This is a genomic window from Streptomyces sp. URMC 129 (assembly GCF_051386415.1).
In the GTDB taxonomy this organism is placed as follows: Bacteria; Actinomycetota; Actinomycetes; order Streptomycetales; family Streptomycetaceae; genus Streptomyces.
Map to the genome: position 1 here is coordinate 25,101 of NZ_JBPQTQ010000003.1, position 20,331 is coordinate 45,431.

Genomic DNA, 20,331 nt, shown 5'->3' on the forward strand with positions numbered 1-20,331 from the left:
GCACTGGCGACCGGCTACGGCGGGCACAGTCGGCGCCAGTGTATCCGGCGGGGAGTCCTTGTGAACCGATGGCGCAAACCCCGGGTGCACCGGCTCCCAAGGTCAACTTTAACGGCCGTGGTTCACCCTGAGGAGGGCGTGCCCGCACTCCGAGACGCCACCGGGCGCCGCCCCGGCGCCGGGGGCCCGCCGCCCGCTCCGGGCCCGGCCGCGGCGCGCGGTCAGGCGGGCCGGTGCCGGGCCACCGCGTCCCAGACCCGGTCGGCCAGCGCCTCCTTGGGGCCGTGCGGGACGGGCGTCTCGCCGCCGGCCGCGTCGATGATCACCGCTTCGTTCTCCTCGGTGCCGAACGCCAGCCCCTCTCCCACCTGGTTGACCACCAGCAGGTCGCAGCCCTTGCGGGCGAGCTTGGCCCGGCCGTTGGCCAGGACGTTCTCGGTCTCGGCGGCGAAGCCGACGACGACTTGGCCGGGCACGGGCCGGGTGGCGGACAGTTCGGCGAGCACGTCGGGGTTGCGGACGAGGGCCACCGGCTCGGGGTCGTGGCCGTCGCGCTTCTTGATCTTCTGCTCCGCGCGGGCGGCGGGCCGGAAGTCGGCCACGGCGGCGGCCATCACCACCGCGTCGGCGTCGGCGGCGGCCTTCAGTACGGCGTCGCGCAGCTCCTCGGCGGTGCCCACGCGCACGACCTCCGCGCCGGCCGGGTCGGGCAGGGCGGTGTTGGCGGCGACCAGGGTGACCCGGGCGCCACGGGCGACGGCGGTGCGGGCGAGGGCGTAGCCCTGCTTGCCGGACGACCGGTTACCCAGGTAGCGCACCGGGTCCAGCGGCTCGCGGGTGCCACCGGCGCTGATCACCACGTGCCGGCCGGCGAGGTCCTGGTCGACGGCCCGGGCGCCGCGGTCCAGGACGCGGCGGCACACCTCGAAGATCGCCTCGGGGTCGGGCAGCCGGCCCTTGCCGGTGTCGACGCCGGTGAGGCGGCCCACGGCGGGCTCGATGACGACGCAGCCGCGGCGGCGGAGGGTGGCCACGTTCTCCTGGGTGGCGGGGTGCTCCCACATCTCGGTGTGCATCGCGGGCGCGAAGACGACCGGACAGCGCGCGGTGAGCAGCACGTTGGTCAGCAGGTCGTCGGCGCGCCCGCCGGCGGCCCTGGCGAGCACGTCGGCGGTGGCCGGGGCGATGACGACGAGGTCGGCGCGCTGCCCGATCCGCACGTGGGGCACCTCGTGCACGTCGTCCCAGACCTCGGTGGCGACGGGCGCCCCGGACAGCGCGGACCAGGTGGCGGCGCCGACGAAGTGCAGTGCGGACGCGGTGGGCACGACGCGCACCTCGTGCCCGGACTCGGTGAGGCGCCTCAGCAGCTCACAGGCCTTGTAGGCGGCGATCCCGCCACCCACGCCGAGGACGACCCTGGGCTGCTGCTCCATCGCTCGCCTTCCTCCCGCTGCCACCGCGATCCGGCACGTCCATCCTGCACCACGACACGCCACGGGCCCGGCGGGGGGTACCCGCCGGGCCCGTGGCGACGCCCCGCTCAGTCGGTGGCGCCCTCGACGGCCTCGGAGGTCAGCAGGCCCGCGTTGATCTCGCGGAGCGCGATCGACAGGGGCTTCTCGTGCACGTGGGTGTCCACGAGCGGGCCGACGTACTCCAGCAGACCCTCGCCGAGCTGCGAGTAGTACGCGTTGATCTGCCGCGCGCGCTTGGCGGCGTAGATCACCAGGCTGTACTTCGAGTCGGTCGCCTCGAGCAGCTCGTCGATCGGCGGGTTGATGATGCCCTCGGGCGTGGTGATGGAGGAGGACACGCTCTGCCTTCCGCTGGGGGTCCGTGGGGCCTGAACCCCAGGTCAACAAATGTCAGCAAAATGGTCAACGCACCAAGGCTAGCAGCTCGGCGGCGACCTCCTCGACGGACGTGTTCACCAGCGTGATGTCGAACTCCGGCTCCGCCGCCAGCTCGGTCCTGGCCGCGGCGAGCCGCCGCTCGATCACCTCCGGCCGTTCGGTGCCCCGGCCGGTGAGCCGGCGGACCAGCTCCTCCCAGCTCGGCGGCGCGAGGAAGACGAGCCGGGCCTCGGGCATGGCGGCGCGCACCAGCCGGGCGCCCTGGAGGTCGATCTCCAGGAGCACCGGGATCCCGGCCGCCAGCCGGTCGAGGACGGCGCGGCGGGGCGTTCCGTAGCGGTTCCCGGCGAACTCGGCCCATTCGAGGAGCTCGCCGTTGGCGACGAGCTTGTCGAACTCCTTGTCGTCCACGAAGAAGTAGTGCACGCCGTGCCGCTCCCCGGGCCGCGGTTTCCGCGTCGTCGCGGAGACGGAGAGCCACACTTCGGGGTGGGCCTTGCGCAGATGGGCGACGACCGTGCTCTTGCCCACCCCGGAGGGGCCGGAGAGCACGGTCAGTCGCGGACGATCGGTCATGCGGCGATTATCGCGCCTCCCGCGGCGGTCGCGAAAACCGCCCGCGGGGAGGCTGGGCGTCAGGCGGGGGAACCGCCGAACTCACGCTCCAGCGCCGCGATCTGGTTGGAGCCGAGACCGCGGACCCGGCGGCTCTCGGAGATGCCGAGCCGCTCCATGATCTGCCGCGCGCGGACCTTGCCGACGCCAGGCATCGACTCCAGCAGTGCGCTGACCTTCATCTTGCCGATGACATCGTTCTCCTGGCCCTGCTTGATGACCTCGTGCAGCGAGGCGCCGGAGTGCTTGAGCCGATTCTTGACCTCGGCGCGCTCCCGGCGAGCCGCGGCGGCCTTCTCAAGCGCGGCTGCGCGCTGTTCAGGGGTAAGGGGCGGAAGAGCCACGCCTACGTCACCTCGGGTGTCGAACTGTCGGATACGGAACGGTGAGGAACCTAGTAGCCCCGCACCGGTGGAGCAACGAGCAACGCGCTCGGGAGCCCCGCTTCGACGGAGACTAGCGGCCGACGCGGCATTAAGTCAGGGAGAATCGGCAAAAAGTCCTGGTCAGCTCAGGAGCGACACCGACATAACGGACATATGCCTACGTCTGCCACCGCCGGGCGACGGCCGGTCACCCTCCGGCACCGGTGAACCGGGCGGCGGATTCCGCCTCACGGGCCGCCGCGGCACGCAGTGCCGCGGCCGTGGGCCCGTGCCGCAGCACGCCCCGGCTGACCGCGGGCAGGACGTTGCGGACCGCGCCGCCGAACACCCGTGGCAGATCCGCGGCCGTGGCGCCCTGCGCGCCCAACCCCGGGGCCAGCAGCGGCCCGTTGATGTCCAGATCGGCGCCCGCCTCGGCCAGCGTCGCGCCCACCACCGCGCCGAACGAACCCAGCGGCACGGCGCCCGCGTTCTCCGCCGCCAGCTGGTCCAGGACGGCCCGCGCGACCTGCGCTCCCCCGGCCGTCACCGCCCGCTGCACCTCGGCCCCCTCGGGGTTGGAGGTGAGCGCCAGGACGAACACCCCCGCGCCGCCGGCCCGCGCCAGGTCGAGCGCCGGGCGCAGCGAGCCGAAGCCGAGGTACGGGCTGAGGGTGACCGCGTCGGAGAACAGGGGCGCGCCCTGGTCGAGATACGCCCCGGCGTACGCGGCCATCGTGGAGCCGATGTCGCCGCGCTTGACGTCCATCACCACCAGCGCCCCGGCCGACCGGGCGTCCGCGACGGCCCGTTCCAGCACCGCGACGCCGCGCGAGCCGAACCGCTCGAAGAACGCCGACTGCGGCTTGAGGGCCGCCACCCGGTCGGCCAGCGCGTCGACCACGGTCCTGGTGAAGCGCTCCAGGCCGCCGATGTCGTCGCCGAGCCCCCACGCGGTGAGCAGGGCCGGGTGCGGGTCGATGCCCACGCACAGCGGGCCGCGCTCGTCCATGGCGCGGCGCAGCCGGGCGCCGAAGGGCTCGGGGGGGGTCACGCGGCTTCCCTTCCGGTGCGCGCCCCGGCTCCGACGACCTCGGCGAGGGTGGCGTAGGGGCTCGCGGCCAGCCGCTCGGCGAGGCCGCGGTGGATGGCGCGGACCCAGCCGGGGCCCGCGTAGACGAAGCCGGTGTAGCCCTGCACCAGCGTGGCCCCGGCCAGGAGGCGTTCCCAGACGTCGTCGGCCGTCTCCACGCCGCCGACGCCGATCAGCGTGACCCGGTCGCCCACGCGGGCGTACAGGCGGCGCAGTACGGCGAGCGCGCGCTCCTTGACGGGCGCGCCGGACAGGCCGCCGGCGCCGGCCGCCTCGACGGTGCCGGGGTCGGTGGCCAGGCCGTCCCTGGCGATGGTGGTGTTGGTGGCGATCACGCCGTCCAGCCGCAGGTCGAGGGCGAGGTCCGCGACGGCGTCCACGTCCTCGTCGGCGAGGTCGGGGGCGATCTTGACCAGCAGCGGGACCCGGCGGCCCGGCACGGCCCGGTCGGCCGCCTCGCGGACGGCCGTGAGCAGCGGACGGAGCCGGTCGGCGGCCTGGAGGTCGCGCAGCCCGGGGGTGTTGGGCGAGGAGACGTTGACCACCAGGTAGTCGGCGTGCGGGGCCAGCCGTTCGGTGGAGGTGACGTAGTCCGCCACGGCCTCCGATTCGGGGACGGCCTTGGTCTTGCCGATGTTGACGCCGACGACCGGGCCGCGCGGCCTGCCCGCGAGGCGGGCGGCGACGGCGGCGGAGCCGTCGTTGTTGAAGCCCATCCGGTTGACCAGGGCCCGGTCCCGGGTGAGCCGGAACAGGCGCGGGCGCGGGTTGCCCGGCTGCGGCCGGGCCGTCACGGTGCCGATCTCGACGAAGTCGAAGCCGAGGGCGGCGAGCCCGGCGACGCCGACGGCGTTCTTGTCGAAACCGGCGGCGAGGCCGAACGGTCCCGGCAGGTCGAGGCCGAGGGCGCGCACCCGCAGCTCGGGGCGCGCCGGCGCGTACCGCGCCCGCACCAGGGCGCGCAGCCCCGGCGCGCGGGCGCCCGCGCGGATCAGGCCGAAGCCCAGGGCGTGCGCCCGCTCGGCGTCCATCCGGCGCAGGACGGTGGAGAACAGCAGATCGTAGGGGGACATCGGCGGCTACCGTCCCTCGCGCGCGGCGATGAGGTCGCGGCCGTGCTCCTGGAGCGAACGGACGCTGACCTCCCCGCGGTTGAGGGCGTCGATGCCCTGCACCGCCGCCGCAAGCGCCTGGACGGTGGTCAGGCAGGGCACGCCCCGGGCGACGGCCGCGGTGCGGATCTCGTAGCCGTCGAGCCGTCCGCCGGTGCCGTAGGGGGTGTTGACGATGAGGTCGACCTCGCCGTCGTGGATGAGCTGCACGATGGTCGGCTCGCCGTTCGGGCCCTCGCCCTCGCCCTGCTTGCGGACCACGGTGGCGTTGATGCCGTTGCGCCGCAGGACCTCCGCGGTGCCGGAGGTGGCCAGCAGCTCGAAGCCGTGCTCGACCAGCGCGCGGGCCGGGAAGATCATGGCCCGCTTGTCCCGGTTGGCCACGGAGACGAACGCCCGGCCCTTGGTGGGCAGCGCGCCGTACGCCCCGGCCTGGGACTTGGCGTAGGCCGTGCCGAACACCGAGTCGATGCCCATGACTTCGCCCGTCGAGCGCATCTCGGGGCCGAGCACGGTGTCCACGCCGCGCCCGTGCACGTCCCGGAACCGGGACCACGGCATCACGGCCTCCTTCACCGAGATCGGCGCGTCCAGCGGCAGGGTGCCGCCGTCGCCCCGGGCCGGGAGCAGGCCCTCGGCGCGCAGCTCGGCGATGCTGGCGCCCAGCGAGATCCGGGCAGCGGCCTTGGCCAGCGGCACGGCGGTGGCCTTGGAGGTGAACGGGACGGTCCGCGAGGCGCGCGGGTTCGCCTCCAGCACGTAGAGGATGTCGCCGGCCAGCGCGAACTGGATGTTGATCAGGCCGCGCACGCCGACCCCGCGCGCGATGGCCTCGGTCGAGGCGCGCAGCCGCTTGATGTCGAAGCCGCCCAGGGTGATCGGGGGCAGCGCGCAGGCCGAGTCGCCGGAGTGGATGCCCGCCTCCTCGATGTGCTCCATCACGCCGCCGAGGTACAGCTCCCGGCCGTCGTAGAGCGCGTCGACGTCGATCTCGATCGCGTCGTCCAGGAACCGGTCGATGAGCACCGGGTGTTCGGAGATCAGGCCGGCGTGGCGGCGCAGGTACTCGGCGAGCGACGGCTCGTCGTACACGATCTGCATGCCGCGCCCGCCCAGCACGTAGCTGGGGCGGACCATCACCGGGTAGCCGATGCCGGCCGCGATGGCCTTGGCCTCCTCGAAGGAGAACGCGGTGCCGTACTTGGGCGCGGGCAGCCCGGCCTCGGCCAGCACCCGGCCGAACGCGCCGCGCTCCTCGGCCAGGTTGATCGCCTCGGGCGACGTGCCCACGATCGGGACACCGTTGTCCTTCAGTGCCTGCGCCAGGCCGAGCGGGGTCTGCCCGCCGAGCTGGACCAGCACGCCGGCGACCGGGCCGGCCTGGGTCTCGGCGTGCACGATCTCCAGCACGTCCTCCAGGGTGAGCGGCTCGAAGTAGAGCCGGTCGGAGGTGTCGTAGTCGGTGGAGACGGTCTCGGGGTTGCAGTTGACCATCACGGTCTCGTAGCCGGCGTCGCTGAGCGCGAAGCAGGCGTGGACGCAGGAGTAGTCGAACTCGATGCCCTGGCCGATGCGGTTGGGCCCGGAGCCGAGGATGATCACGGCGGGCTTCTCGCGCGGGGTGACCTCGGTCTCCTCGTCGTAGGACGAGTACAGGTACGGGGTGCGGGCGGCGAACTCGGCGGCGCAGGTGTCGACCGTCTTGTACACCGGGCGCACGCCCAGCGCGTGCCTGACCTCGCGGACCACGTCCTCGCGCAGCCCGCGCACGCCCGCGATCTGGGCGTCGGAGAAGCCGTGCCGCTTGGCGGTGGCCAGCAGTTCGGGGCTGAGCAGTTCGGCGGCGGCCAGCTCGTCCGCGATCTCCTTGATCAGGAAGAGCTGGTCGACGAACCAGGGGTCGATCCGGGTGGCCTCGAAGACCTCCTCGGGAGTGGCGCCGGCGCGGATGGCGCGCATCACCGTGCCCAGCCGGCCGTCGGTGGGGATCCGGGCGGTGGCGAGCAGCTCGTCCTTGTCGCCGGGGTCGCCGGTGAAGTCGAACGGGGAGTCCTTCTTCTCCGTCGACCGCAGCGCCTTGTTGAGGGCCTCCGTGAAGTTCCGCCCGATGGCCATGGCCTCGCCCACCGACTTCATGGTGGTGGTGAGGCTGGAGTCGGCCGCCGGGAACTTCTCGAACGCGAAGCGCGGGACCTTCACCACCACGTAGTCGAGGGTCGGCTCGAAGGAGGCGGGCGTCTTCTCGGTGATGTCGTTGGGGATCTCGTCCAGCGTGTAGCCGATGGCGAGCCGGGCGGCGATCTTGGCGATGGGGAAGCCGGTCGCCTTGGAGGCCAGGGCGGAGGACCGGGAGACGCGCGGGTTCATCTCGATGACGACGACCCGGCCGTTGTCGGGGTCGACGGCGAACTGGATGTTGCAGCCGCCGGTGTCGACGCCGACCTCGCGGATGACGGCGATGCCGATGTCGCGCAGGATCTGGTACTCGCGGTCGGTGAGCGTCATGGCCGGGGCGACGGTGATGGAGTCACCGGTGTGCACGCCCATCGGGTCGAGGTTCTCGATGGAGCAGACGACCACGACGTTGTCGTTCCGGTCGCGCATCAGCTCCAGCTCGTACTCCTTCCAGCCGAGGATGGACTCCTCCAGGAGCACCTCGGTGGTCGGCGACAGGGCCAGGCCCTGCCCGGCGATGCGGCGCAGCTCCTCCTCGTCGTGCGCGAAGCCGGAGCCGGCGCCGCCCATGGTGAACGAGGGCCGCACGACGACCGGGTAGCCGCCCAGCTCCTCGACCCCGGCCAGGACGTCGTCCATCGAGTGGCAGATCACCGAGCGGGCGGACTCGCCGTGCCCGGTGGCGGCGCGGACGGCGGCGACGACCGCCTTGAACTGGTCGCGGTCCTCCCCCTTGCGGATGGCCTCGACGTTGGCGCCGATCAGCTCGACGCCGTAACGGTCGAGGGTGCCGGCCTCGTGCAGGGCGATCGCGGTGTTGAGCGCGGTCTGGCCGCCGAGGGTCGGCAGCAGGGCGTCGGGGCGCTCCTTGGCGATGATCTTCTCGACGAACTCCGGGGTGATCGGCTCGACATACGTGGCGTCGGCGATCTCCGGGTCGGTCATGATGGTCGCCGGGTTGGAGTTGACCAGGATGACGCGCAGTCCCTCGGACTTGAGGACGCGGCAGGCCTGGGTGCCGGAGTAGTCGAACTCGGCGGCCTGCCCGATCACGATCGGGCCGGAGCCGATGACCAGGACGGACTGGATATCGGTGCGCTTAGGCACGCTGGCCCTCCATCAGGGACACGAAGCGGTCGAAGAGGTAGGCCGCGTCGTGCGGGCCCGCCGCCGCCTCGGGGTGGTACTGGACACTGAAGGCCGGCCGGTCGAGCAGCCGCAGCCCTTCGACCACGTCGTCGTTGAGGCAGACGTGGGAGACCTCGACCCGGCCGTAGGGGGTGTCGGAGACCCGGTCGAGCGGCGCGTCGACGGCGAAGCCGTGGTTGTGCGCGGTGACCTCGACCCGGCCGGTGGCCAGGTCCTTCACCGGCTGGTTGATGCCGCGGTGGCCGTACTTCAGCTTGAAGGTGCCGAAGCCGAGCGCGCGGCCGAGGATCTGGTTGCCGAAGCAGATCCCGAACAGCGGGGTGCCGCGCTCCAGCACGCCGCGCATCAGGGACACGGGGTGGTCGGCGGCGGCCGGGTCGCCGGGGCCGTTGGAGAAGAAGACGCCGTCCGGGCCGGTCGCGTACACCTCGTCGAGGGTGGCGGTGGCGGGCAGCACGTGGACCTCTATCCCCCGCTCGGCCATCCGGTGCGGCGTCATGCCCTTGATGCCCAGGTCGACGGCGGCCACGGTCAGCCGCTTCGGGCCGATGGCGGGAACGACGTACGCCTCGGTGGTGGCCACCTCGGCGGCCAGGTCGGCGCCGGTCATGGCCGGTGAGGACCGCACCCGCTCCAGCAGCGCGGCCCGGTCGCCGAGGGCGGCGCCGGAGAAGATCCCGGCCCGCATGGCGCCGCGCTCGCGCAGGTGCCGGGTGAGGGCGCGGGTGTCCACGCCGCTGATGCCCACGACGCCCTGCGCGGACAGCTCCTCGTCCAGGGTGCGCACCGAGCGCCAGTTGGACGGGACCCGGGCGGGGTCGCGGACGACGTAGCCCGCGACCCAGATCCGCCGGGACTCGGGGTCCTCGTCGTTGACCCCGGTGTTGCCGACGTGCGGAGCGGTCATCACGACCACCTGGCGGTGATAGGACGGGTCGGTGAGGGTCTCCTGGTACCCCGTCATGCCGGTGGCGAACACGGCTTCCCCGAAGGTCTCCCCGACCGCGCCGTACGCGCGGCCGCGGAAGAACCGGCCGTCCTCGAGGACCAGCACGGCGGGTGCCGCTGTGGTGTGTCCGGGGGAATGTCCGGCGGAGGGGGTCATCGTGCGCCTTCCTGGGGGGTCTCGCGGGTGGTGCCCGAGGTGCTGGTCGAGCCGGGGGCGCCGGTGGTGCCGGGGCCGCCGAGCAGGGGGTCGTCGAACGGGGAGAACGCGCCGAGCGCCTCGATCCACTCGGCGTGCTCGGCCGGGTGGTCGGCACGGAAGCCGGAGTCGAGCAGCCGGTCGCCGTGCTCCCAGGTGATCACCAGCAGTCCGCCCTCGGTGAGGACCTTGCCGGCGATGCCCTTGTCCAGGCGCGCGCCGCGGATCCGGCCGGCCGGGATGAGGAAGTCGGTGGCGCCGGGGCGGACGACGGAGACGCCCGCGCCGGTCAGGGACAGCTCGGCCCGGCTGCGGACGCCGAGGCCGTGCGCCACGATGCGGTCCAGCCAGCGGCCCGCGGTGGTGGTGCCGTGGTAGCGGCCGGTCATCCGCAGCCGCGGCGCCCGGGAGCCGGACGGCAGGGGCGGCGGCGCGGGCAGGTCGCCCTGGAGGGTCGCGCGCCACTTCCAGCCCTCGCGCATCAGCCAGTAGACGAGGGCGACGAACAGCAGCAGCCCGATGACCCAGCCGATGCGGGCGGCCCAGTCGGTGACCTCCTGCGAGCGGCGCTCGGCCTCGGTCACCAGCAGCGCCGGGGTCTGTCTGGGGATCGTCACGCCAGCTCACCGTCCTTCACCGTGGCCCGGCCGCGCAGGAACGTGTGCGTGACGCGGCCCGGCAGCTCGCGCCCGCGGTAGGGGCTGTTGCGGCTGCGGGAGGCGAACCCGGCCGGGTCCACGACGGCGCGGTGGGCGGGGTCGAGGAGGGTGAGGTTCGCCGGCTCGCCGGGGGCGACCGGGCGGCCCTGGCCGGCGAGGCGGCCGATGGCGGCCGGGCGGGCCGACATCCGGTCGGCGACACCCGCCCAGTCCAGCAGGCCGGTGTCGACCATCGTGTGCTGGACGACGGAGAGCGCGGTCTCCAGGCCGATCATCCCCATGGCCGCCGCGCCCCACTCGCAGTCCTTGTCCTCGTGCGGGTGCGGGGCGTGGTCGGTGGCGACGCAGTCGATGGTGCCGTCGGCCAGCGCCTCGCGCAGCGCGAGCACGTCGGCCTCGGTGCGCAGCGGCGGGTTCACCTTGTAGACGGGGTCGTAGGAACGGACCAGGTCGTCGGTGAGCAGCAGGTGGTGCGGGGTGACCTCGGCGGTGACCTGCCAGCCCTTGGACTTGGCCCAGCGGACCAGCTCGACCGAGCCGGCGGTGCTGAGGTGGCAGACGTGCACCCGGGAGCCGACGTGGGCGGCGAGCAGCACGTCCCGCGCGATGATCGACTCCTCCGCGACGGCCGGCCAGCCGGCCAGGCCGAGCTCGGCGGAGACGACGCCCTCGTTCATCTGGGCGCCCTCGGTCAGCCGGGGCTCCTGGGCGTGCTGGGCGATGACGCCGTCGAACGCCTTCACGTACTCCAGGGCCCGCCGCATGATCACGGCGTCGTCCACGCACTTGCCGTCGTCGGAGAAGACCACGACCCCGGCGGCGGAGTCGTGCATGGCGCCCAGCTCGGCGAGCTGCTTGCCCTCCAGGCCGACGGTGACGGCGCCGACCGGCTGGACGTCGCAGTATCCGGACTCCCGGCCCAGGCGCCAGACCTGCTCCACCACGCCCGCGGTGTCGGCGACCGGGAAGGTGTTGGCCATGGCGTGGACGGCGGTGAAGCCGCCGGCGGCGGCGGCCCTGGTGCCGGTGAGGACCGTCTCGGAGTCCTCGCGGCCCGGCTCGCGCAGGTGGGTGTGCAGGTCGACCAGCCCCGGCAGCAGGACCAGCCCGCCGGCGTCGACCACCTCGGCGCCGTCGGCCGGGAGCCCGGTCCCGACCCCGGCGACGGTCTCCCCGTCGATCAGGACGTCCCGCGGTTCCCCGCCCAGGACCCTCGCACCGCGGATCAGCGTCCGGCGGCTGTGACTCATGCTCGATCTCCCTGGTTCTCCGTCGGGCGGGTGGTCGCGGTGGCGGCGGGCGGGGCGCCGCCCAGCAGCAGGTACAGGACGGCCATCCGGACGCTGACGCCGCCGGACACCTGCTCCACGGCGGTGCAGCGCGGCGAGTCCGCGACGTCGGCGGTGATCTCCATGCCCCGGTTCATCGGCCCGGGGTGCATCACCACGGCGTGCTCCGGCATCCGGGCCATGCGGTCGCCGTTGAGGCCGTAGCGGCGGGCGTACTCGCGCTCGGTGGGGAAGTAGGCGGCGTTCATCCGCTCGCGCTGGACGCGCAGCATCATCACCGCGTCGGACTTCGGCAGCACGGCGTCGAGGTCGTAGGAGACCTGGCAGGGCCAGTGGTCCACGCCGATCGGCAGCAGCGTCGGCGGGGCGACCACGGTGACCTCGGCGCCGAGCGTGGTCAGCAGGTGGACGTTGGAGCGGGCCACCCGGCTGTGCAGGATGTCGCCGACGATGGTGACGCGCCGGCCGCCCAGGTCGGCCCCGGCGCCGCCGGCCGGGCCGCCGACCAGGCGGCGGCGGAGGGTGAAGGCGTCCAGCAGCGCCTGGGTGGGGTGCTCGTGGGTGCCGTCGCCGGCGTTGACGACGCAGCCGGCGATCCAGCCGGAGGTGGCCAGCCGGTGCGGGGCGCCGGAGTCGTGGTGGCGGATGACGACGGCGTCGGCGCCCATGGCCTCCAGGGTGAGGGCGGTGTCCTTCAGCGACTCGCCCTTGGAGACCGAGGACCCCTTGGCGGAGAAGTTGATGACGTCGGCGGACAACCGTTTCGCCGCCGCCTCGAACGAGATGCGGGTGCGGGTGGAGTCCTCGAAGAAGAGGTTGACGACGGTGCGCCCGCGCAGCGTCGGGAGTTTCTTGATCGGCCGGTCTGCGACGCGGGCGAGTTCCTCGGCGGTGTCGAGGATGAGCACGGCGTCGTCGCGGGTGAGGTCGGTGGCCGAGATGAGGTGGCGCTTCATCTGGTGCCTCTGGTGCCTTCCGTGGATCGAGGGGGGCGTGCCGGTGCGAGGGGTCTCATGGCGTCCGGCGCCCGCTAGCGCTCGCCGGACGGGGCGTGCGCGCGCACGCCCAGCAGCACGCCGTCACGGCCGTCCTCCTCGGTGAGCAGGACCCTGACCGTCTCCCGCAGGGAGGTCGGGATGTTCTTGCCGACGTAGTCGGCGCGGATCGGCAGCTCGCGGTGGCCTCGGTCGACGAGGACGGCGAGCTGCACCGCACGCGGGCGCCCGATGTCGTTCAGCGCGTCCAGGGCGGCCCGGATGGTGCGGCCGGAGAAGAGCACGTCGTCGACGAGGACGACGAGCCGGCCGTCGATGCCCTCGCCGGGGATGTCGGTGCGGGCCAGCGCGCGGGCCGGGCGCAGCCGCAGGTCGTCCCGGTACATGGTGATGTCGAGGGAGCCGACGGGCACCGGGTGGCCGGTGACCTCGCGCAGCTTGCCGGCGAGCCGGTCGGCGAGGAAGACGCCGCGGGTGGGAATGCCGAGAAGCACCACGTCGCCGGCGCCCTTGGCGCGCTCGACGATCTCGTGGGCGATGCGGGTCAGTGCCCGCGCGATGTCCGGCGCCTCCATCACGGAGCGGTCCGGAGCAGGGGTGTCGCTGTCCATACGAAGAGGACCTCCTTCCCCGCCTCACGGGACGGGCCTTAAAGGACGTCTGGTCGATCCGGCCCGACAATAGCAGGCCGCATCGGCACGCTGCGCATCGCCCCTGGTCAGAGACCGACTGCGGCGCCCCCGCTTGACGGGGCTTATTACGCTGCGTAACCTCACAGTGAGTTACGAAGTAGCCGTCCGGGGAGACACATGTCCAGCGAATACGCCAAACAGCTCGGAGCCAAGCTCCGGGCCATCCGCACCCAGCAGGGTCTGTCGCTTCACGGGGTCGAGGAGAAGTCCCAGGGCCGGTGGAAAGCGGTCGTGGTCGGCTCCTACGAGCGCGGCGACCGGGCCGTGACCGTGCAGCGCCTCGCGGAGCTGGCGGACTTCTACGGGGTTCCGGTGCAGGAGCTGCTGCCCGGCTCGACGCCCGGGGGCGCCGCCGAGCCGCCGCCGAAGCTCGTGCTCGACCTTGAGCGGCTCGCCACCGTGCCGAGCGAGAAGGCCGGGCCGCTCCAGCGGTACACGGCGACGATCCAGAGCCAGCGCGGCGACTACAACGGCAAGGTGCTGTCCATCCGTCAGGACGATCTGCGCACCCTCGCCGTGATTTATGACCAGTCGCCGTCCGTGCTGACCGAGCAGCTCATCAGCTGGGGCGTGCTGGGCGCCGACGCGCGCCGCGCGGTACAGGCCGAGGAGGCCTGAACCCCGCACGGCGGGTGGCGGGCCCCGCGGTCCGCCACCCGCCGGCCCTAGCGGCGGAGCGTGGGCTTGAGGTCCTTCAGCCGGCCGAGCAGCCCGTTGACGAACGCCGGCGAGTCGTCGGTGGAGAACTCCTTGGCGAGCTGCACCGCCTCGTCCAGCACCACGGCGTCGGGCGTGCCGTCCTGCCAGATCAGCTCGAAGGTGCTCAGCCGCAGGATGTTGCGGTCCACCGCCGGCATGCGGTCCATCGGCCAGCCCACGGTGTACTGGGCGATCAGCTCGTCGATCCGCTCCGCCCGCTCGGCGTATCCCTCCACCAGCTCCCGGGTGTACTCGCTGACCGGCGGCTGCCGGTCGTCGGTCCGGGCCAGCCGGACCCAGTCGGCGAGGACGTCGGTGGGGCCGGCACCGCGCTGGTCCGCCTCGAAGAGGATCTGCAGCGCGCGTTTGCGGGCCTTGCTGCGGGCAGCCACGGTTAGTTGTTCACCCGGCCAAGGTATTCGCCGGAGCGGGTGTCGACCTTGATCTTCTCGCCCGTGGTGATGAACAGCGGCACGCCGATCTCGTAGCCGGTCTCCAGCCGCGCCGGCTTGGTGCCGCCGGTGGAGCGGTCGCCCTGGACGCCCGGCTCGGTGTACTCCACGACCAGCTCGACGGCGGCCGGGAGCTCCACGAACAGCGGGTTCTCCTCGTGGATGGCGACCGTGCACTCCTGCCCTTCCAGCAGGTAGTTGGCGGCCTCCCCCACGGTCTCGGGGTTCACGTAGAGCTGGTCGAAGGTCTCGGTGTCCATGAAGACGAAGTCGGCGCCGTCCTTGTAGGAGAACTGCATGCCGCGCCGGTCCACGGTGGCCGTGTCGACCTTGGTGCCGGCGTTGAAGGTCCGGTCGACCACCTTGCCGGAGAGTACGTGCTTGAGCTTGGTGCGGACGAAGGCGCCGCCCTTGCCGGGCTTGACGTGCTGGAACTCGACAACGGACCAGAGCTGGCCCCCGTCGAGCTTGAGCACCATGCCGTTCTTGAGGTCGTTCGTGGTGGCCACGGTCGCGGAATCTCCTACAGACTGCCTTGGGATGACCGCGGTCCCCCGCGCGGCCCGCCAGGGCTCACAGAGCGAGGAGTTCCTTGGTCGTGATGGTGAGTAGCTCGGGTCCGCCGTCCGCGGGCGAGCGGACGACGAGCGTGTCGTCGATCCGGACACCGCCCCGGCCTGGGAGATGTACCCCCGGCTCGACGGTGACCGGAACACAAGGGCCCAGTCTACCCATGGCGGCGGGTGACAACCGAGGGTCCTCCCCGATCTCCAGCCCCACACCGTGCCCGGTGACCGGCCCGAGCGCCGCACCGTGCCCGGCCGCCGCCAGCACGCTCCGGGCGGCGGCGTCCACCTCCCGGTACTCGGCGCCCGGCGTCAGCGCCTCGCGTGCCGCCCGCTGCGCGGCGAAGACGACCTCATACAGCTCGATCTGCCAGTCGGCCGGGCTCGTTCCGATGACGAACGTGCGGCCGATCTGGCAGCGGTAGCCGCGGAACCGCGCGCCCAGCCGGACGGTGAGGAAGTCCCCCTCCTCGACCCGGCGGTCGGTGGGCCGGTGCCCGGCCAGCCCGGAGTGGGTACCGGTGGCGACCGAGGTGGGGAACGCCGGGCCGTCCGCGCCGTGGTCCACCAGGCGGCGCTCCAGCTCCAGGGCGAGATGGCGCTCGGTGCGGCCGACGAGGATCGACTCCAGCAGCTCCCCCAGGGCCCGGTCGGTGATCTCGGCGGCCACGCGCAGCGCCGCGATCTCGTCCTCGTCCTTCACCAGCCGCTGGGCCTCGACCGCGCAGCCCAGGTCGGCCGGCTTCAGTCCGGGCGCGGCGGCGGCCACCGCGCGGTGCCGGGCCACGGTCAGGTGGTGCTCCTCCAGGGCGAGGGCCTCCGCGCCGGCGCGGGCGGCCAGCTCGGCCGACGCCACCGCCGGATCGGTGTCGCCGCCGAGCGGCACGGCGCGCAGTCCGCTCTCCTCGGCCGGCGGCCCGGCGGGATCCCGTGCCGGGTCCCAGTGGCCCAACAGCACGTCGTCGCCGTCGTGGCCCACCAGCAGCGCCGCGCCGGGCGGCACCTCGCAGGGGCCGGACTCGGCGGCGGGCGCGGAGCCGGCCAGGTAGCGGACGTTGGCCGGCCGGGTGATCAGGGCGGCCACACCGCCCGCCGGCGAGCAGCGGGACCGCAGCCGTGACCGCCGGACCGCGTGTACCTCGGACATGGCCCGAGCCTACGCAGCCCGCCCCTCTTCGGCCGCCTGAACAGGGCCGGACGAGCGCAGGTCACCACTGCGGCGGGCTGGTGAGGCTGCGGGTCACCGCGTCGTCCAGCATCCGGGCGGTGGTGGCCACGTCGTGCCGGGAGTTGTCGATGATGGGCAGGCCCGAGCCGTACCAGCCGGCCATCCGGCCGTGGATGGTGGCGACTTCCTCGTCGGACAGCCGCCGGGTGCCCGTGCGGGCCGCGTTCCGCTCCAGCACGACCTCCAGACCGGGCAGCAGCACGATGGGAATCAGGCCGGGGCCCACGTGCCGCTTCCAGCCGCCGAGGCCCACCGCCGGCCGGTCGGGGAAGACCGCGTCGTCCAGGATGCAGGAGATCCCGTTCGCCAGGAAGTTCCGCGCGGCGAAGCCGCAGGTGCGGCGGGCCAGGCGGTACTGGGCCTCGGAGCGGTCGTCCCAGCCCGAGCGGGGGTCGGCGAAGCCGGAGCGCACCCACTCGCGTACGTCGTCCAGGCTGATGTGGGCCGTCGGCACGGGCCTTCGGTCCGCCCAGTACCGGGCCACGGTCGTCTTTCCGGCCCCGGCCGGGCCGATCAGCAGCACCGCCACCCCGGCGTGCGTGGCGTCCGGCACCGCCGCCCCCGGCGCGGGAGCCGGGGCGGGCACCGCGCCGGGCGGCGGGAGCCGGAGATACCCGGCCGTGCCGCCGTCGAGCGGGGCGGGAGGAGGCATGGGCATCCCACCGGGCTGTTGCATCCGCTCCCCACCTACGTCTTGTCCGGGCGCGGCCGCCGGCGGCCACGCATGCCTGTGGTCTGAAGTGAAACGCTCGGCGCGGGCGTGGAGTGCCGCGCGCCTCTCAGCCTGCCATCTCCTCGGCGAGCGCGCGCAACGCCAGGAGATAGGAACCGATTCCGAACCCGGCCACCGTGCCGCTGGCGACCGCCGCGATCACCGAGGTGTGCCGGAACTCCTCCCTGCGGTACGGGTTGGAGATGTGCACCTCCACGAGCGGGGCGGTGCGCTGGGCGGCGGCGTCCCGCAGCCCGTACGAGTAGTGGGTGAACGCGCCGGGGTTGAGGACGACGGGGATCGCGCCGTCCGCCGCCTCGTGCAGCCAGCGGATCAGCTCGCCCTCGTCGTTGGTCTCCCTGACCTCGACCGCCAGGTCCAGCTCCTTGCCGAGCGCGCCACAGCGTTCGACCAGCCCGGCGTAGGAGGTCGAGCCGTACACGTCGGGCTCGCGGGAGCCGAGGCGGCCCAGGTTGGGCCCGTTGAGGACCAGGACGCGGCGGCTCACGCGGCGATCTCCGCGTGCGCGGCCAGCAGCATCGCCGGGTCGGGCCCTTCCAGTACCGTGGGCCTGGCCAGGCCGTCGAGGACGATGAAACGGAGCCGGTCGCCGCGCGACTTCTTGTCGATGCGCATGGTCTCCAGCAGCCGGGGCCACTGGTCGCCGCGGTAGGTGACGGGCAGGCCCACCGCGGAGAGGATCGCCCGGTGCCGGTCGGCGGTCGCGTCGTCCAGGCGGCCCGCGATGCGGCCCAGTTCGGCGGCGAAGACCATGCCGACCGAGACGGCCGCGCCGTGCCGCCAGTTGTAGCGCTCGTTCTTCTCGATGGCGTGGGCCAGGGTGTGCCCGTAGTTGAGGACCTCGCGCGGGCCGGACTCCTTCAGGTCGCCGGAGACCACGTCCGCCTTCACCCGGATGGACCGCTCGATCAGCTCGGCGGTGTGCGGCCCGTCGGGGCGGCGCGCGGCCTGGGGGTCGGCCTCGATCAGCTCCAGGATGACCGGGTCCGCGATGAAGCCCGCCTTGATGATCTCGGCCAGCCCGGACACGTAGTCGTGCACCGGCAGGGAGTCCAGCGCGGCCAGGTCGCACAGGACCCCGGCCGGGGGGTGGAAGGCGCCCACCAGGTTCTTGCCCTCGGCGGTGTTGATGCCGGTCTTGCCGCCGACCGCCGCGTCCACCATGCCGAGCACCGTGGTGGGCACGGCGATCCAGCGGACGCCGCGCAGCCAGGTGGCCGCGACGAAACCGGCCAGGTCGGTGGTGGCACCGCCGCCGACGGCGACGACGACGTCGGTGCGGGTGAAGCCGGACTGGCCCAGCGCCCGCCAGCAGTAGGCGGCGACCTCGGCGGTCTTGGCCTCCTCGGCGTTGGGCACCTGGACGGCGATCGCCTCGTAGCCCTGCGCGGCCAGGTCCTCGCGGAGCACCTGGCCCGTCTCGGCCAGCGCCTCGGGGTGCAGCACGGCGACGCGCCTGGCCTCGCCGCCGATCAGCCCCGGCAGCTCGCCCAGCAGGCGACGGCCGATCAGCACGTCGTACGGCGCGGTCCCCGCGCTGCCGCCGACCGTGATCCGGGTGGGGACGTCCGTGCCGGCCGCCGCCGGACTCTTCTCGGAAGGGGTGGTCATGCTGTCCTGAGCTCCAATGCGTCGAGCACCGCCTGGACGACCTCGTCCGGCGTGCGGTCCGCGGTCTGTACGACGGCGCGGGCGACCTCGGTGTACAGCGGGCGTCGTTCCTCCATCAGCACGCGCCAGCGCTGCCGCGGGTTCACCGCCAGCAGCGGGCGCGCCGTGTCCAGGCCGACCCGGCGGACGGCCTCGGCGAGCGCGACGTCGAGGAAGACCACCGGCAGCCCGGCCAGCAGGGCACGGGTACCGGGATCGAGGACGGCGCCGCCGCCGAGCGACACCACGCCCTCGTGCTCGGTGACGGCGGCGCGCACGGCCGCCGCCTCCAGTTCGCGGAAACGGGGCTCGCCGTCGTCCACGAAGATCTCGGCGACGGTCTTGCCCGCCGTCCGTTCCACATCGGCGTCGGTGTCGCGCACGGTGACGCCCAGCCGCTCGGCCAGCAGCGCCCCCACGGTCGACTTCCCCGCCCCCGGCGGCCCGACCAGCACCACGGCGGGTCCGCTCACTGTGCCTCCCCGTTTGCCCCGCCGCGGCAGCGGCTCATGTCCCGGCCGGACGCCGGGCGACACTGCCGCCTCTGTCCTCCGTGTCCCCCGGCGGCCCGGCGGCCGTCGCTCACCGGACCTCCAGGTTCTCCAGGAAGCCCACCACGTTGCGCCGGGTCTCGGTCACGCTGTCGCCGGCGAACTTCTCGGCCACCGCGTCCGCCAGCACCAGCGCGACCATCGCCTCGGCCACGATCCCGGCGGCCGGGACGGCGCACACGTCGGACCGCTGGTGGTGGGCGCGGGCCTCCTCGCCGGTGGCCACGTCCACGGTGGCGAGGGCGCGCGGCACGGTGGCGATGGGCTTCATCGCGGCGCGCACGCGCAGCAGTTCGCCGGTGCTGAGGCCGCCCTCGGTGCCGCCGGAGCGGCCGGAGGCGCGGCGGATGCCGTCCGGGCCGGGCACGATCTCGTCGTGCGCGCGGGAGCCGGGGACCCGGGCCAGGTCGAAGCCGTCGCCGACCTCGACGCCCTTGATGGCCTGAATGCCCATCAGCGCGCCGGCCAGCCGGGCGTCGAGCCGCCGGTCCCAGTGGACGTGCGAGCCGAGACCGACCGGCACGCCGTAGGCCAGCACCTCCACGACGCCACCGAGGGTGTCGCCGTCCTTGTGGGCCTGGTCGATCTCCGCGACCATCGCCTCGCCGGCGTCCGGGTCGAGGCAGCGCACCGGGTGGGCGTCGAGCCGCCCGGTGTCGCCCGGCACCGGGTACGTCCCGTACGGCGCGCGGGCGGCGCCGAGTTCCACCACGTGGGAGACGATCTCGATCCCCGCCGTCTCCTTCAGGTACGAGCGGGCGACCGCGCCGAGGGCGACCCGGGCGGCGGTCTCGCGGGCGGAGGCGCGCTCCAGGATGTTCCGCGCGTCGGCGACGCCGTACTTCTGCATGCCGGCGAGGTCGGCGTGGCCGGGGCGCGGGCGGGTCAGCGGGGCGTTGCGGGCCAGGCCGGCCAGCTCCTCCGGGTCCACGGGGTCGGCCGCCATGACCCTCTCCCACTTGGGCCACTCGGTGTTGCCCACCATGATCGCGACCGGGGAGCCGATGGTCAGGCCGTGCCGGACGCCGCCGAGGAACGTGACCTCGTCGCGCTCGAACTTCATCCGCGCGCCCCGGCCGTAACCGAGACGGCGGCGGGCCAGCGCGTCCGCCACCAGCTCGGTGGTGACGGGCACCCCGGCGGGCAGTCCTTCCAGCGTCGCCACGAGTGCGGGGCCATGCGACTCCCCCGCCGTCAGCCAGCGCAGCCTGCTCAAGGGTGCTCCTCGCGATTGTTCGACCGTGCGGTGTGTCGTCCCCGATCCTGCCATGCCCGCACCGCCCGTCCCCAGGCCGTCTGACCTGCGAG

The 20,331-nt window shown here is 73.6% G+C and carries 21 protein-coding genes; 1 reads left to right on the forward strand and 20 read right to left on the reverse strand.

The features are described 5' to 3' along the window. Positions 1–221: 221 nt before the first annotated feature. The 12 genes from coaBC to pyrR form a co-directional block, all read right to left on the reverse strand. Positions 222–1,436 (reverse strand): bifunctional phosphopantothenoylcysteine decarboxylase/phosphopantothenate--cysteine ligase CoaBC, encoded by a 1,215-nt coding sequence (gene coaBC, locus ACSNOC_RS01265; RefSeq protein WP_436745294.1) that lies wholly within the window; start codon positions 1,434–1,436, stop codon positions 222–224. A 107-nt stretch (positions 1,437–1,543) separates the two neighbouring features. Continuing rightward, positions 1,544–1,816 (reverse strand): DNA-directed RNA polymerase subunit omega, encoded by a 273-nt coding sequence (gene rpoZ / locus ACSNOC_RS01270; protein WP_059008417.1) that lies wholly within the window; start codon positions 1,814–1,816, stop codon positions 1,544–1,546. Positions 1,817–1,880: 64 nt separating this feature from the next. Then, the gene (gene gmk / locus ACSNOC_RS01275; protein ID WP_436745295.1) at positions 1,881–2,432 is read right to left on the reverse strand and encodes a guanylate kinase; all 552 of its coding nucleotides are present in this window, start codon (positions 2,430–2,432) and stop codon (positions 1,881–1,883) included. A gap of 59 nt (positions 2,433–2,491) precedes the next feature. Continuing rightward, positions 2,492–2,815 (reverse strand): integration host factor, encoded by a 324-nt coding sequence (locus tag ACSNOC_RS01280; RefSeq protein WP_436745296.1) that lies wholly within the window; start codon positions 2,813–2,815, stop codon positions 2,492–2,494. A gap of 229 nt (positions 2,816–3,044) precedes the next feature. Continuing rightward, complete coding sequence (gene pyrF, locus ACSNOC_RS01285; RefSeq protein ID WP_436745297.1) at positions 3,045–3,890, reverse strand: orotidine-5'-phosphate decarboxylase; 846 nt, start codon at positions 3,888–3,890, stop codon at positions 3,045–3,047. Then, on the reverse strand, positions 3,887–5,002 hold the full coding sequence (locus ACSNOC_RS01290; RefSeq protein WP_436745298.1) for a quinone-dependent dihydroorotate dehydrogenase: 1,116 nt from the start codon (positions 5,000–5,002) through the stop codon (positions 3,887–3,889). The genes pyrF and ACSNOC_RS01290 overlap by 4 nt, the downstream gene beginning before the upstream one ends. Positions 5,003–5,008: 6 nt before the next feature. Then, positions 5,009–8,323 carry a carbamoyl-phosphate synthase large subunit gene (gene carB / locus ACSNOC_RS01295; RefSeq protein WP_436745299.1) on the reverse strand — a complete coding sequence of 1,105 codons (3,315 nt, stop codon included), beginning with the start codon at positions 8,321–8,323 and terminating at the stop codon, positions 5,009–5,011. Next, positions 8,316–9,470: a glutamine-hydrolyzing carbamoyl-phosphate synthase small subunit gene (carA, locus tag ACSNOC_RS01300; protein WP_436745300.1), complete on the reverse strand. Its 1,155-nt coding sequence runs from the start codon at positions 9,468–9,470 to the stop codon at positions 8,316–8,318. The genes carB and carA overlap by 8 nt, the downstream gene beginning before the upstream one ends. Next, entirely contained in the window at positions 9,467–10,126 is a 660-nt protein-coding gene (locus ACSNOC_RS01305; protein ID WP_436745301.1) for a hypothetical protein, read from the reverse strand. The genes carA and ACSNOC_RS01305 overlap by 4 nt, the downstream gene beginning before the upstream one ends. Then, positions 10,123–11,418, reverse strand: coding sequence for a dihydroorotase (locus ACSNOC_RS01310; protein ID WP_436745302.1), 1,296 nt, complete (start codon positions 11,416–11,418; stop codon positions 10,123–10,125). The genes ACSNOC_RS01305 and ACSNOC_RS01310 overlap by 4 nt, the downstream gene beginning before the upstream one ends. Then, positions 11,415–12,413 carry an aspartate carbamoyltransferase catalytic subunit gene (locus ACSNOC_RS01315; protein WP_436745303.1) on the reverse strand — a complete coding sequence of 333 codons (999 nt, stop codon included), beginning with the start codon at positions 12,411–12,413 and terminating at the stop codon, positions 11,415–11,417. The genes ACSNOC_RS01310 and ACSNOC_RS01315 overlap by 4 nt, the downstream gene beginning before the upstream one ends. Positions 12,414–12,487: 74 nt before the next feature. Then, positions 12,488–13,063: a bifunctional pyr operon transcriptional regulator/uracil phosphoribosyltransferase PyrR gene (pyrR, locus tag ACSNOC_RS01320; RefSeq protein ID WP_436745304.1), complete on the reverse strand. Its 576-nt coding sequence runs from the start codon at positions 13,061–13,063 to the stop codon at positions 12,488–12,490. Positions 13,064–13,261: 198 nt separating this feature from the next. On the opposite strand from pyrR, the gene bldD reads away from it, so the two are divergent. Beyond that, a complete protein-coding gene (gene bldD, locus ACSNOC_RS01325; protein ID WP_436745305.1) occupies positions 13,262–13,762 on the forward strand; it encodes a transcriptional regulator BldD in 501 nt (166 codons plus the stop codon). A gap of 47 nt (positions 13,763–13,809) precedes the next feature. Here the strand turns inward: bldD and nusB are convergent, their stop codons facing one another. The 8 genes from nusB to aroC form a co-directional block, all read right to left on the reverse strand. Beyond that, on the reverse strand, positions 13,810–14,235 hold the full coding sequence (gene nusB / locus ACSNOC_RS01330; RefSeq protein ID WP_436745306.1) for a transcription antitermination factor NusB: 426 nt from the start codon (positions 14,233–14,235) through the stop codon (positions 13,810–13,812). A 2-nt stretch (positions 14,236–14,237) separates the two neighbouring features. After that, positions 14,238–14,804 carry an elongation factor P gene (gene efp / locus ACSNOC_RS01335; protein ID WP_436745307.1) on the reverse strand — a complete coding sequence of 189 codons (567 nt, stop codon included), beginning with the start codon at positions 14,802–14,804 and terminating at the stop codon, positions 14,238–14,240. A 64-nt stretch (positions 14,805–14,868) separates the two neighbouring features. Further along, positions 14,869–16,008, reverse strand: coding sequence for a M24 family metallopeptidase (locus ACSNOC_RS01340; RefSeq protein WP_436745308.1), 1,140 nt, complete (start codon positions 16,006–16,008; stop codon positions 14,869–14,871). A gap of 61 nt (positions 16,009–16,069) precedes the next feature. Further along, the gene (locus ACSNOC_RS01345; protein ID WP_436745309.1) at positions 16,070–16,765 is read right to left on the reverse strand and encodes an AAA family ATPase; all 696 of its coding nucleotides are present in this window, start codon (positions 16,763–16,765) and stop codon (positions 16,070–16,072) included. 103 nt (positions 16,766–16,868) lie between these two features. Beyond that, positions 16,869–17,309: a type II 3-dehydroquinate dehydratase gene (gene aroQ, locus ACSNOC_RS01350; RefSeq protein ID WP_436745310.1), complete on the reverse strand. Its 441-nt coding sequence runs from the start codon at positions 17,307–17,309 to the stop codon at positions 16,869–16,871. After that, entirely contained in the window at positions 17,306–18,433 is a 1,128-nt protein-coding gene (gene aroB, locus ACSNOC_RS01355) for a 3-dehydroquinate synthase (protein ID WP_436745311.1), read from the reverse strand. The genes aroQ and aroB overlap by 4 nt, the downstream gene beginning before the upstream one ends. Then, positions 18,430–18,945 carry a shikimate kinase gene (locus tag ACSNOC_RS01360; RefSeq protein ID WP_436745312.1) on the reverse strand — a complete coding sequence of 172 codons (516 nt, stop codon included), beginning with the start codon at positions 18,943–18,945 and terminating at the stop codon, positions 18,430–18,432. The genes aroB and ACSNOC_RS01360 overlap by 4 nt, the downstream gene beginning before the upstream one ends. A 109-nt stretch (positions 18,946–19,054) precedes the next feature. Beyond that, the gene (gene aroC, locus ACSNOC_RS01365; protein ID WP_436745313.1) at positions 19,055–20,239 is read right to left on the reverse strand and encodes a chorismate synthase; all 1,185 of its coding nucleotides are present in this window, start codon (positions 20,237–20,239) and stop codon (positions 19,055–19,057) included. Positions 20,240–20,331 lie beyond the last annotated feature (92 nt).